The following is a 13,406-nucleotide window of genomic DNA, read 5'->3' on the forward strand; positions in this document are numbered from 1 at the left end:
TAGCTCGGCAAAGACCGAAGCAAACGTGAAAACTACTGGTTAAGGGAAAATATGCACAACGGCGTGATGAAGGCATGGCTCGAGTCTTCACACTTGGCTGGCGCCAATGCAACGTATGTAGAGGACCTCTACGAACTGTATCTAAGTGATCCCGATCTGGTAAGTGAGGAGTGGAAACGTGTTTTTGAAGGCTTGCCTAAGCCATCAGAAGAAGTGGCAGAACAACCACATTCACGTGTCCGTGACTACTTCCGACGACTCGCTAGAGAAACAAAGCATTACAATGTCCAAGTTAGTGACCCAGATGTCGATGCAAAACAAGTAAAAGTTCTACAGCTAATCAACGCATACCGTTTCCGCGGGCATGAAGCTGCAGAATTAGACCCACTAGGTCTATGGCAACGCCCAACAGTGGCGGAGTTAGACCCTGCTTTTCATAATCTTACCGAAGATGACTTCGAAGAAACTTTCAACGTAGGTTCTTTTGCTGTTGGGCAAGAAACCATGAAGTTGAAAGATATCTATGAAGCCCTCAACAAAACTTATTGCGGTTCCATCGGTGCTGAATACATGCACATGACTGACACAGAGCAAAAGCGTTGGATTCAGCAACGCCTTGAGTCTGTCGTAGGCCAGCCATCATTCAACAAAGATGAGAAGCGCACATTCCTAGAAGAGCTAACAGCCGCTGAAGGTTTGGAGCGTTACCTCGGGGCGAAATTCCCAGGTGCAAAACGTTTCTCTTTAGAAGGTGGTGATGCGCTGATTCCGATGACGAAAGAGTTGATCCGTCATGCGGGTACAAGTGGAATGCGTGAAGTGGTTATCGGTATGGCTCACCGCGGTCGTTTGAACATGCTGGTGAACGTACTTGGTAAGAAACCTCAAGACCTGTTTGATGAGTTCGCCGGTAAACACGACGAAACTTGGGGTACGGGTGATGTGAAATATCACCAAGGTTTCTCTGCTGATTTTGCGACTCCTGGCGGTGATGTTCACTTAGCACTTGCATTTAACCCGTCGCACCTAGAAATCGTAAACCCAGTAGTCATGGGCTCAGTTCGAGCACGTCAAGATCGCTTGGGTGATAATCAAGGTAGCAAAGTGCTTCCTATCACCATCCACGGTGATTCTGCAATCGCTGGTCAGGGTGTGGTTGCCGAAACGTTCAACATGTCTCTTGCTCGTGGGTTCCAAGTTGGTGGTACGGTACGTATCGTCATCAACAACCAAGTAGGCTTTACGACGTCTAATCCTCGTGACACGCGTTCTACGATGTACTGTACCGATATCGCGAAGATGGTGCAGGCGCCAATTTTCCATGTAAATGCAGATGACCCAGAAGCAGTTGCTTTTGTTACTCGCATTGCATTGGATTACCGTAACGAGTTCAAGCGCGATGTCGTGATCGATCTTGTATGTTACCGTCGCCACGGCCACAATGAGGCGGATGAGCCAAATGCGACTCAGCCTTTGATGTACCAGAAAATCAAAAAGCATCCTACACCACGCAAATTGTATGCAGATGTTCTGATCGATAAAAATGAATCAGATATCGAGACAGCGACTCAGTTAGTCAATGAGTATCGCGATGCATTAGATCGCGGTGAAGTGGTTGTTAAAGAATGGCGTCCAATGGCGTTGCACTCTGTAGACTGGTCCCCTTACTTAGGGCACGAATGGGATATGGAGTGGGATTCAAAATACGACAAGACACGCCTTATTGAGCTAGGCAATCGTCTGTGTCAGTACCCAGAAAGCCATAAACTGCAAAGCCGTGTTAATAAGCTATACAACGATCGTCTAGCAATGATGACCGGTGAAAAAGCCATTGACTGGGGTATGGCTGAAACATTGGCGTATGCTACATTGGTTGACGATGGCAAGCGTATTCGTCTTTCTGGTCAGGACTCGGGTCGTGGTACTTTCTTCCACCGTCACTCGGTTCTTCATAACCAAACCGATGCAAGCACTTACATTCCATTAGCGAATATTCATGACAACCAAGGGCCATTCCAAGTCTTTGACTCAGTATTGTCAGAAGAAGCTGTGTTGGCGTTTGAATACGGTTACGCAACAGCCGAACCAGGTGGTTTAACTATCTGGGAAGCACAGTTTGGTGATTTTGCCAACGGTGCACAAGTTGTTATCGACCAGTTTATCTCGTCAGGCGAGCAAAAGTGGGCGCGTTTGTGCGGTCTTACTATGCTTCTACCTCATGGTTATGAAGGTCAAGGCCCTGAGCACTCATCTGCACGTTTAGAGCGTTACCTTCAGCTTTGTGCTGAGCAAAATATGCAGGTTGTGGTTCCTTCAACACCGGCTCAGGTGTACCACATGATTCGTCGTCAGGTTGTACGCCCAATGCGTCGACCTCTCATTGTTATGTCGCCGAAATCTTTGCTGCGCCACCCTCTATGTACTTCAACGATTGAAGACTTGGCGGATGGTACATTCCAATCTGCAATTCCAGAAGTAGATGATTTAGAACCAAGCAAAGTGAAACGTGTCGTGTTCTGTGCTGGTAAGGTTTACTTTGACCTACTAGAGCAGCGCCGTAACAACGAGCAAGACGATGTTGCTATCGTGCGTATTGAACAGCTTTACCCATTCCCAATGGAAGAAGTACAAGCAGCAATTGCTCAATACACTAACGTTGAAGACTTCGTGTGGTGTCAGGAAGAACCTCAGAACCAAGGTGCTTGGTACTGTAGCCAACATAACTTCCGTGCCGCTATTCCTGCAGGTGCAAATCTTAAATACGCAGGTCGCCCAGCTTCTGCTTCGCCAGCAGTTGGCTACATGTCGGTGCACTTGAAACAACAAAAAGCGTTGGTTGAAGACGCTCTGAACGTGAACTCAAAAACTTCGAATTAAGAATTAGAAGTTAAAGGAAGAAACAGATATGACAATTGAAATTCTGGTTCCAGATTTACCTGAATCAGTTGCTGATGCAACCGTAGCGACATGGCACAAACAACCAGGCGACGCAGTAGAGCGTGACGAGGTTTTGGTTGACATCGAAACAGACAAAGTTGTGCTAGAAGTTCCAGCTCCGGAAGCTGGCGTTTTAGAAGCTATTGTTGAAGCAGAAGGTGCGACAGTACTTTCTAAACAAATCATTGCTAAATTGAAGCCAGGCGCAGTTGCAGGTGAACCAACTGCAGACAAAACAGAAGGTACTGAAGCATCTCCTGATAAGCGTCACAAAGCTGCGCTTAGCGAAGAAAGTAATGACGCATTAAGCCCAGCAGTGCGCCGTTTGTTGGCTGAACATGGCTTAGAAGCAAGCCAAGTGAAAGGCACTGGTGTTGGTGGTCGTATTACGCGTGAAGATATTGAAGCGCATCTTGCGAACGCTAAATCTGCGTCAAAAGAAGACTCGCCAGCAGTGGTTGACGTGCCGGCAGCGGCTCGCAGTCAGAAGCGTGTTCCAATGACTCGCCTTCGTAAGACAGTCGCTAACCGTCTGCTAGAAGCGAAGAACAACACGGCAATGCTAACGACGTTTAACGAAGTGAACATGAAACCAATCATGGACCTTCGTAAGCAGTACAAAGATCAGTTCGAAGAGCGTCACGGTATTCGTTTGGGCTTCATGTCTTTCTACGTGAAAGCAGTAACAGAAGCGCTTAAGCGTTACCCAGAAGTAAATGCTTCGATTGATGGCGATGACATTGTTTACCACAACTACTTCGACATTAGCATGGCGGTATCAACTCCACGTGGTCTAGTTACACCTGTCCTAAAAGACTGTGACAAGCTTGGTTTCGCTGATGTTGAAAAAGGCATCAAAGAGCTGGCTATTAAAGGTCGTGATGGCAAGCTAACGGTAGACGAGCTAATGGGCGGTAACTTCACTATCACAAACGGTGGTGTGTTCGGTTCACTAATGTCTACACCAATCATCAACCCACCTCAATCAGCGATTCTTGGTATGCATAAGATCCAAGAGCGTCCGATGGCAGTGGATGGCAAAGTTGAAATCTTGCCGATGATGTACCTAGCGTTATCTTACGATCACCGCCTAATTGATGGTCGTGAATCAGTTGGCTTCCTAGTAACGATTAAAGAGTTACTAGAGGACCCAGCACGTCTCCTATTAGACGTTTAATATCGCTAAAACGTCTAGTTATCGTAGGTAGCTAGACGTTAAAAATTTCAATGGCTAGACTAGCTCAACGTTTGGCCTTCATTTGAATCCTTCAGTATGAGAACTCATGATGAAGGATTGATTTGAGAAGACCCTACAGACGTACAAGCAGCCAAGACTGCAGCGTTATGGAAATAATAAATCCCTTAAGGGAAAAACAAACGGAATATCGAAATGAATTTGCATGAATACCAAGCCAAACAGCTGTTTGCAGAATTCGGTTTGCCTGTGCCAGAAGGCTACGCGTGTGATACACCACAAGAAGCTTTTGAAGCCGCAGGCCGTATTAGTACAGCCAAGAAAGTAGTTAAATGTCAGGTTCACGCTGGTGGCCGTGGTAAAGCGGGTGGCGTAGAGCTACACGATACAAAAGAAGGCGTTAAAGAGTTTGCACAGAAGTGGTTAGGTAAAAACCTAGTGACTTACCAAACTGACGCTAACGGTCAGCCAGTAACAAAAATCCTTGTTGAAGAAGCTTCAAATATTGCGAACGAACTATACCTAGGTGCGGTAGTTGACCGTGCTAGCCGTAAGATCGTTTTCATGGCTTCTACCGAAGGTGGTGTGGAAATTGAAAAAGTTGCGGAAGAAACGCCAGAACTCATCCACAAAGCAGCAATTGACCCACTAGTAGGTCCACAAGCTTACCAAGGTCGTGAGCTAGCGTTCAAACTTGGTCTTGAAGGCGACCAAATCAAACAATTCGTTAAGATCTTTATGGGTCTTGGCACTATGTTCTCTCAGTACGATCTTGCTCTGCTAGAGATCAACCCACTTGTGATTACTGGCGAAGGCAACTTGCTATGTCTTGACGGTAAGATCAACATCGACTCAAACGCACTGTATCGTCAGCCTAAGCTTCGTGAAATGCACGATCCTTCACAAGAAGATGAGCGTGAAGCACACGCAGCTCAGTGGGAGCTGAACTACGTAGCACTAGACGGTAACGTTGGCTGTATGGTTAACGGTGCAGGCCTAGCAATGGGTACGATGGATATCGTAAACCTACACGGCGGCAAACCAGCTAACTTCTTAGATGTAGGTGGCGGCGCGACGAAAGAGCGTGTTGCTGAAGCATTCAAGATCATCCTATCTGATGACAATGTGAAAGCGGTACTTGTTAACATCTTTGGTGGTATTGTACGTTGTGACATGATCGCAGAAGGTATTATCGGTGCGGTTAAAGAGGTAGGCGTAAGCGTACCTGTTGTTGTTCGTCTTGAAGGTACTAACGCTGACCTAGGTCGCGAAGTTCTTGCTAATTCTGATGTTGATATCATTGCTGCTGAGTCGCTAACTGATGCTGCTCAGAAAGTTGTTGATGCTGCGGAGGCTAAATAATGTCTGTATTAATTAACAAAGACACTAAAGTAATCTGTCAGGGGTTCACTGGTGGTCAAGGTACTTTCCACTCAGAGCAAGCTATCGCATACGGTACGCAAATGGTTGGTGGTGTGTCTCCAGGTAAAGGCGGCCAAACTCACCTAGGTCTTCCTGTATTCAACACAGTTCGCGAAGCAGTAGAAGCGACTGGTGCAACAGCGACAGTCATCTACGTACCAGCTCCTTTCTGTAAAGATGCAATCCTAGAAGCGATTGACGCGGGTATCGAGCTAATCGTAACGATTACTGAAGGTATCCCTACTACAGATATGATCGACGTGAAAGTGAAGCTAGAAGAAACTGGCGTTCGCATGATTGGTCCTAACTGTCCGGGCGTTATCACTCCTGATGAGTGTAAGATCGGTATCATGCCTGGTCACATCCACAAGAAAGGCAAAGTAGGTATTGTATCTCGTAGCGGTACTCTAACTTACGAAGCAGTTAAACAAACCACTGACGAAGGTTTCGGCCAGTCTACTTGTGTTGGTATCGGTGGTGACCCAATCCCGGGTTCAAACTTCATTGATATCCTAAAACTGTTCCAAGAAGACCCTGAGACAGAAGCGATCGTTATGATCGGTGAGATCGGTGGTACTGCAGAAGAAGAAGCAGCAGCATACATTAAAGAAAATGTAACGAAGCCAGTGGTTTCTTACATTGCTGGTGTAACTGCGCCTCCTGGTAAGCGTATGGGCCATGCTGGTGCGATTATCTCTGGTGGTAAAGGTACTGCTGAAGACAAGTTCGCTGCACTAGAAGCGGCTGGCGTTAAAACTGTGAAATCTCTAGCAGAGATTGGCCAAGGTCTACGTGAAGTGACGGGTTGGTAATCGACCACACTACTTAATAAGTATTAAAAAGCCTGCGACTTCGCAGGCTTTTCTTTTTCCGTTTCCGTGGGTTTATGTTTGTTGTTAGCAAGGTCTTTCGCGTTTAATGCTCAATGCGATTATGCTTTGCTTTTAATCAGCTGGCTCAGCATAAATAAGGATGTTGCGCTGATCACTACAGAAGGGCCGGCCGGTGTATCGAAGTGCCATGATAGGCTAAGCCCCATCAGTACTGCCACTGAGCCAATAATAGATGCGAACAATGCCATTTGCTCTGGTGATGAAGAGACTTTACGTGCTGTTGCTGCTGGGATAATTAGGAGCGAAGTCATGATCAACGCGCCAACGAACTTCATACCTACTGCGATTACTACACCCACCATTAGCATTAACACCAATCGAACTAAGTCTGTATTCACGCCCTCAACAGCGGCAAGTTCTTCACTAACAGTGCTAGAAAGCAGTGGGCGCCAGAAGACGTACAAACACGCACTCACCGCAACAACACCTGCGTAAATAAACATCAGATCTTGTGGAGAGACGGCAAGTAAGTCCCCAAATAGGTAGCTCATTAAATCGACGCGCACGTTTTCCAAAAAGCTAACCGATACTAAACCGATAGAGAGTGCACTGTGTGCCAAGATACCTAACAACGTGTCTGTAGCCACAAGTTGTTGCTTTTGCAGAGTGACAAGCAAAACGGCCAGAGCTAAACAGCAGACGAGTAGCGCAAGGTAGAGATTTACGTTGAGCAAGAAGCCCAGCGCTAGGCCCATTAACGATGCATGAGCTAGGGTATCTCCGAAGTAAGCCATTTTACGCCAAACGACAAATGACCCAAGTGGACCGGCAATGATCGCGATACCAATACCAGCAAGAATAGAAGGTAGGAGAAACTCAATCATGATGGTGATGTCCGTGTTTATGGTGGGAGCATGATGTCGCATCACCGCTTACTGGCGTTCCGGATAAATCGTGATGATGGTGCTCATGGTCGTGATGATAAAACGCGAGAGATTCTCTCGCTGCATTGCCAAATAGCGCGATGTAAGAAGGGTGCTGAGTAATAGTGGCAGGTGAACCTGAGCAGCAAACATGGTGATGCAGACAAATAACATCGTCCGTTTTCGCCATCACTAAATGTAAGTCATGCGATACCATAAATACGCCACAATCAAAGCGGTGACGAATGCTCTCAATTAAGTCATAGAGATCGATTTGACCTTGGATATCCACACCCTGAGCTGGTTCGTCTAATACTAATAGCTGAGGACGCTGAAGCAGAGCGCGCGCCAGTAACACTCGTTGGTTTTCACCACCGGATAAGCGATGCATATTACTATTAAGTAAATGTTCAGCGCCAACAAGCCTTAATGCATCAATGCACTCCTGCTTACTGTATTTTCCTGCTAAATTTAGGAAGCGGGTTACATTCAATGGAAGGGAGTCATTGAGCTTCAACTTTTGAGGAACGTAACCAATTTTCAGTTTTCTTTGTCGGTTCAACTTGCCGCTAGTCGGCTTTTGAAGACCTAAGATAACTTTGACTAACGTTGATTTTCCCGCTCCATTGGGACCAATTAGGGTAGTTATTTTGCCCTTTTCTAATTCCATACTAATGTTATCGAGAACTCTGCGGCCATCGAACTCGACGCATAACTGCTCAAGATGGACTAAGGAAGACATGAATGAAACTCATTTGCAAATCAATAATGTTATAATGTAACATTATCTCACTTTCCACGCCATATCCCAAGTAAAACTATGAAAAGAGCATTAATTCTTGCTGCCTCAGCAATGTTAACACTGCCAGCACAGGCGGTAACGGTACTGACGAGTATCAAACCTATTCAGCTGTTAGTAACAGAGCTTACTCAAGGAGTAACTTCACCAGACGTGCTATTGCAGTCTAACACATCACCCCATGACTATGCTTTGCGTCCATCGGATGTTAAAAAGGTCGCTTCGGCTGATTTGGTTATCTGGTACGGACATGATCTTGAACCGTTTCTAGAGAAAGTTGTTTCGGATAGATCGAATACTTTGACTATTAGTCAAATTCCAAATCTAGAATTGCGTGAATTTGATAGTGAGCACAACCATGACCATGATGGGCACGATCATGGCTCACATGATCCGCACTTTTGGCTAGGTGTAAGCCAAGCACAACAAGTGGCCAAGGCTGTTGTGAATCAACTTGTATCACTTGATCCGGAAAATGCAGCTCAATATCAAGCGAACCTCAAAAAGTTTGAACTCGAGCTAAAAGACACTGACCAACAGATAAAGCAGAAGCTGGCACCAGTAAAAAACAAAGGTTACTTTGTATTCCATGATGCTTACGGTTATTTCGAAGATCGTTATGAACTAAATCAAATGGGGCATTTTACTGTGAGCCCAGAACGCAAGCCAGGAGCGAAGACCTTAATTCAAATTCGTCAAAAGCTAAGTGGTGGAGATGTGGCTTGTGTATTTTCTGAACCTCAGTTTACCCCGGCTGTCGTTCAGAGCGTAATGAGAGGCAATGATGTCGCTAAAGGCGAGCTTGACCCGTTAGGGAGTACAATTGAAGCAAAACCTGGCAGTTACTTTACTTTTCTCAACAATATGGCGAATAGTTTTGAGCAATGCTTGAACAAAAAGTCAGATTAAGTGCTGTCGTAATGTAGGAGTAGTCTTTTTAACGTGATCCAGTAGTAAGAATTACAACCTTTGGTAAGGCGAGCCTTTTCTCAGAAAGTAATTGAGATATCATTACCAATAATTATCAGCTCAAAATAACCGTATCAATCCATGTTTTACAAACGATGAACGGTCACTTTCAGAGCACAAATTGATACAAAAGGTTTTCGTCTTGCTACGCCAATTAGCCCTTGCTCTGTTGGGCTTTGTCTTATCCTACCAAGCATTTGCGCTTCATAATGCAAATGCAATCTTTTACCCTTTGCCAACTCAGGCAAAGGGTACTTTTATCGCGGCTAAAAAGTTGTTCTTGGGTGAAAAGGGCGGTTTGTGGATTCATGACGTACACGGGAGAGTCCTGTTTTACGATGGTCAAACTATATTGCCTAAATCAGGTAGCTTCCTACAAACGTCGGCCAAGCAGTTGGCCTATCATAAAGGTGCTTTTTGGACCTTTATTGAAAATGAGGTCTATCGAACTTATCCAAATCAGGAGCGACGTTTAGTCTTTAGTTTAAATCCAGGCTCACAAATAAGAAAAATAGGGTCTTCAAAGAACTATATTTGGGTGAGTGATGGCGCGCATTTCTATACCTACAATATCGACACTAGCGAGTTAAACTCTTTCTCTCTATTGCAGCTCTATCAACATAGTAATAATAGCTACGTTTACATTAATGATGCGGTGCTAGTTGAAACGAAGTGGGCACTAGCAACGACTTCCGGCTTCTATCTTTCTGAAGGTGATAAGTTTGACCATGTCGCTGCCTCAGGTCAAAACTACATTGAGAAAGTCTATTATTCACACACGCGAAGAGAAATTTTGATAGGTACATTGCGTGGCGCTTTAATTTTCAACATTTACCAGCCTGATAAAGAAGTGATTAGAATTGGCGGCTCACATGTTTTGACATTCGCAGAGACAAATCAAGAGTATTGGGTGGGGACAGAGCATGGCCTTTATTTGTACTCATTTTTTTCAGGTGAGGTCACCGAAGTCGCGCCTGCAAGTTTTCTTGAGTTAGAGTTAGATAACACGAAGATTTATTCGTTGTTGAGCGACAATATGGGAGGGATGTGGATTGCGACTAACCAAGGTATTCGTTATTACTCGCTATTTAGTAAAAAATTTGAACGAGTGACCTTTAGTAGTTATGACTCACACACCCTGTCAGGACGAATTCGGCAAACTATTGAAGGTCCTGATGGTGCGCTTTGGTTTGCTGATGACCGAAAGATTTATCGTTCAGGAAAGAGTGGGATTAACCAAGTCTTAGAGTTGGAGTCGCAGATCAATGAATTTGCGTTTCAAAACGGCATGCTGTGGCTTGCAACCTCAAAAGGGCTGGAAATATTTGAGCTAAATGGTCTCAACAAGATTACATTTCCTTATTTACAGGTTATGGCTGGACATGCAGTAGAGCATGTGACCGTTGATGGTGATGACCGTCTTTGGGTATCAAGCGGATACCATCTTTACAATGTTGATACTGCTGCACAAAGCGTACGAAACTTTGGAAGTGAGTGGCTAGTAAGTCAGTATTTGCCTGCTAAGGTTACGCGCCTATATGATACTGAAGATGCCCTATTAATAGGCACCGATCATGGCGTATACCAATACAGTAATGACAACATCCAGTTTATCCGTTTTTCAGAAAAGTTTGGTGAATCATTAGACATGACCACGGCGGTTGATGGCAGCCAGTGGTTTGCTTCATCTTATGGTGTGTTTAAAACAGATACACGAAGCGATGAAAAACGTGTTGTTGAAATGAGTGAGCCCAACGCCAGACCTGCTTGCTTGATCAGAGACAGGCAAGGTGTATGGTTAGCTTCCTCTGTTGGTTTAAGCTATTACCACCTTTCGGGTGAGTTAGTGAAACATTACTCATCGTCATCAGGCTTAATGAACAATGAGTTCCTCCCTGGTATTTGTAGCGTTATACAGCAGACAGAAATTGGTGAGCGAGAGCTTGTTCTGGGGTCGAAGTACGGACTCGTAAAAGCAGAAGCATCCAAGCTGCTTGTATCTAATCCCCCAGAGTCTAAGTTTATTGTTAGCCAAGTTGTGCTTGAAAATGAAGTTCTGCAAGTTGGTAGTGCCGATCTGAATGGGATCACACTGCCATATGGATCTTCGCTGAGTTTTTTATTCGGTGTGATGCCAAAACCAGACAGTCAAAATTTGTACTATCGATTGAACAACGATGACCCATGGCAAACGTTAGAGGGGGGCCAACTGACACTCGAGCACCTTAGTTCCGGTGAATATCACTTGCAGGTCAGTAATGAGTCTCAAGTTGCCACTGGAGTCGTTGGTTTAGAATCTCACTTTATCGTCCTTCATCCTTGGTATCTATCGCGATTTGCTATTTTAGGCTTTGTCGTAGCTAGTATTGCGGTCGTCGCATTACTTGTTTTCTGGCGCTCTCGCTACGTTGTACAGGCTAACCGTGATCTAGCAGCTCAAGTGACTCTCAAAACGAATCAGTTAAGACATCAAAGTAGAGTGTTGCTTACGAGCAACCAGCAATTACGTAAACAGATTCAAGTTAGAAACCTACTCGTAGACCATGTAGCTCTATCCATAAAATCAAGCGTCGACTTTATTGTGGCGAAACTACCTATGCCTCTCGATACTGCGACGGAGGATCATTTGGCTAAAACGAATTGGCAGTTAAATGAACTCAAAAGCGTTCCAAGTGATGTAAGTGGTGGGAGTCAGAACTACAACTTGAGTCAGATAACTCAGTCAGTGGTTGATGTATGGCAAGATGACTTTGCAAAAGCGGGTATTTTGGTAGAGCTAGAAGATGAGAGTAAGCAGAGCCGGGTTGCTCTGGAAAGCTTTAATCTTGATGTTATTTTCAATAGCATTTTTGCCAATATCATCAAGCGCTCTTTCCGGGGTCAAACGGTTAGAATTATGCTAGAAAAGGGGCATGATATTGTGTCATTGAGCTTTCTTGATTACGGGACGCAATTACCTAATAAAGTCGCGACTGGGCTTCCATCTAACTTAAATCACTCTGAGTTGAGTATTGACCACCTTGCCCAACTAGTGACAACGAGTGGTGGTTATTTGGCTGTCTTCTCTTCTGATGCTCAAAACAAAGTCGAGATTACATGGCCATCTGCGAAGGAAAGGAGTTATCTGGATGAACCGCAGCAAGAACTCAATCCTGTAACTATTGCAGAAGATCAAGTCACACCAGAGAAAGAGTGGTTGCAAAAAGTCTATCAATTAGTGGCAGAGCATTACCATGATCCTGAATTTGGCACTGCGTCAGCCGCTAAAATGCTGTATATGTCTGAACGCTCTTTGCAGAGACGTTTTAAATCTGCCTCGTCAAGAACGTTAAAAGACTATGTCACAGAGGTTCGTTTGGAAACGGCGTGTGAAAAGTTATTGGCGGGTGAGAAAATCAGTGAAGTCGCCTTTAACTGTGGCTTTAATGATCCATCTTACTTTAGCCAAAAGTTTAAGCTGCATTTTGGTTTGCCCCCTTCCAAGTTTGCTTTGACTCAAGAAAGCCAAGAAATTAACTAGAAAACCTTCATTATACGCTCCCTAGTTAATAGTTAAGATGCTGGGGAGCTGCATACAGTGCTCTATTATTGCTGCAGTTGCTAACGCAGTAAGTTTCATTGTTTCTTCATCACATCTAGCCTACAAATCCATTCTCAACACGTAAGCACGATCACGTTCTATCTGTTAGTCGCGATGTTCATAGCAATAAGCATAAATGGCTTCAAGAGAATGATTTACTGATAGTTGCAACAAATAAATGACAGTTGTATTGCTGTATCAAAAGAGCGTTGTTCATTTGGGGGAGTGATGGTATGCGACATTCGTGAAAACGAAAACTGTGTTGAAAAGATGGATAAGGTAAAGAAGTTTTGAAAGAGGTGAAAAAAATATCGTGGTATAGCCGGGGGGACTATACCACGGGTGCCAAGGACACCTTCGCTTGCTGCCGGAGTGACATGTTGCCATGCCACCTCTGGAATTTATTAGAGAGGTTGCCCTCTCGATGGAGTAACTATACGAGAGGTTACTTATTTTTCTTATAAAAATAACGCCATATTTATATGAGAAAAGCGACAACGTTTGGCTTTTTACTTAACCCATTGTTTTAATTTGAATTTTTTGTTTTCTGTCTTGGTTTGTGACATTTTTGTTTCGTTAGGTGTCATTTTTAATTGTTAATTTTGACGTAAATAACGAGAGGAAATTTACGAAGTTAACGTTTGAAAGCGTGAAAACATTTACGGAATCTTTGATTTCACACAAGGATTGAAGGGGTATAGGGGAGTAATATTGGCAACCTAAACTTATTAAATAATAATATTTCTCA

Annotated in this window: 8 protein-coding genes; 6 read left to right on the plus strand and 2 right to left on the minus strand. The window is 44.4% G+C overall.

Annotated features, from left to right (window positions below):
- The first annotated feature begins 51 nt into the window (after nucleotides 1–51).
- The 4 genes from sucA (at nucleotide 52) to sucD (ending at nucleotide 6,366) form a co-directional block, all read left to right on the plus strand.
- Nucleotides 52–2,877: a 2-oxoglutarate dehydrogenase E1 component gene (gene sucA, locus R7F64_RS15605; RefSeq protein ID WP_005382176.1), complete on the plus strand. Its 2,826-nt coding sequence runs from the start codon at nucleotides 52–54 to the stop codon at nucleotides 2,875–2,877.
- Nucleotides 2,878–2,905: 28 nt separating this feature from the next.
- Nucleotides 2,906–4,114, plus strand: a complete 1,209-nt coding sequence (odhB, locus tag R7F64_RS15610) for a 2-oxoglutarate dehydrogenase complex dihydrolipoyllysine-residue succinyltransferase (RefSeq protein ID WP_005382177.1) — start codon at nucleotides 2,906–2,908, stop codon at nucleotides 4,112–4,114.
- Nucleotides 4,115–4,327: 213 nt separating this feature from the next.
- Nucleotides 4,328–5,494: an ADP-forming succinate--CoA ligase subunit beta gene (gene sucC / locus R7F64_RS15615; protein WP_318071879.1), complete on the plus strand. Its 1,167-nt coding sequence runs from the start codon at nucleotides 4,328–4,330 to the stop codon at nucleotides 5,492–5,494.
- Nucleotides 5,494–6,366, plus strand: coding sequence for a succinate--CoA ligase subunit alpha (gene sucD / locus R7F64_RS15620; protein WP_005382181.1), 873 nt, complete (start codon nucleotides 5,494–5,496; stop codon nucleotides 6,364–6,366). Before sucC ends, sucD begins: the two co-directional genes overlap by 1 nt.
- Nucleotides 6,367–6,485: 119 nt before the next feature.
- On the opposite strand, the gene znuB is transcribed toward sucD, so the two are convergent.
- Both znuB and znuC read right to left on the minus strand, forming a co-directional pair.
- Entirely contained in the window at nucleotides 6,486–7,271 is a 786-nt protein-coding gene (gene znuB / locus R7F64_RS15625) for a zinc ABC transporter permease subunit ZnuB (RefSeq protein ID WP_005382183.1), read from the minus strand.
- Nucleotides 7,264–8,052 (minus strand): zinc ABC transporter ATP-binding protein ZnuC, encoded by a 789-nt coding sequence (gene znuC, locus R7F64_RS15630; RefSeq protein ID WP_005382185.1) that lies wholly within the window; start codon nucleotides 8,050–8,052, stop codon nucleotides 7,264–7,266. Before znuC ends, znuB begins: the two co-directional genes overlap by 8 nt.
- A gap of 78 nt (nucleotides 8,053–8,130) precedes the next feature.
- On the opposite strand from znuC, the gene znuA reads away from it, so the two are divergent.
- Entirely contained in the window at nucleotides 8,131–9,018 is an 888-nt protein-coding gene (gene znuA, locus R7F64_RS15635; RefSeq protein ID WP_025766983.1) for a zinc ABC transporter substrate-binding protein ZnuA, read from the plus strand.
- A gap of 202 nt (nucleotides 9,019–9,220) precedes the next feature.
- Nucleotides 9,221–12,598, plus strand: coding sequence for an AraC family transcriptional regulator (locus R7F64_RS15640; RefSeq protein WP_025766982.1), 3,378 nt, complete (start codon nucleotides 9,221–9,223; stop codon nucleotides 12,596–12,598).
- Nucleotides 12,599–13,406 lie beyond the last annotated feature (808 nt).

It is taken from the genome of Vibrio sp. Vb1980, assembly GCF_033338615.1.
Lineage (GTDB): Bacteria > Pseudomonadota > Gammaproteobacteria > Enterobacterales > Vibrionaceae > Vibrio > Vibrio alginolyticus.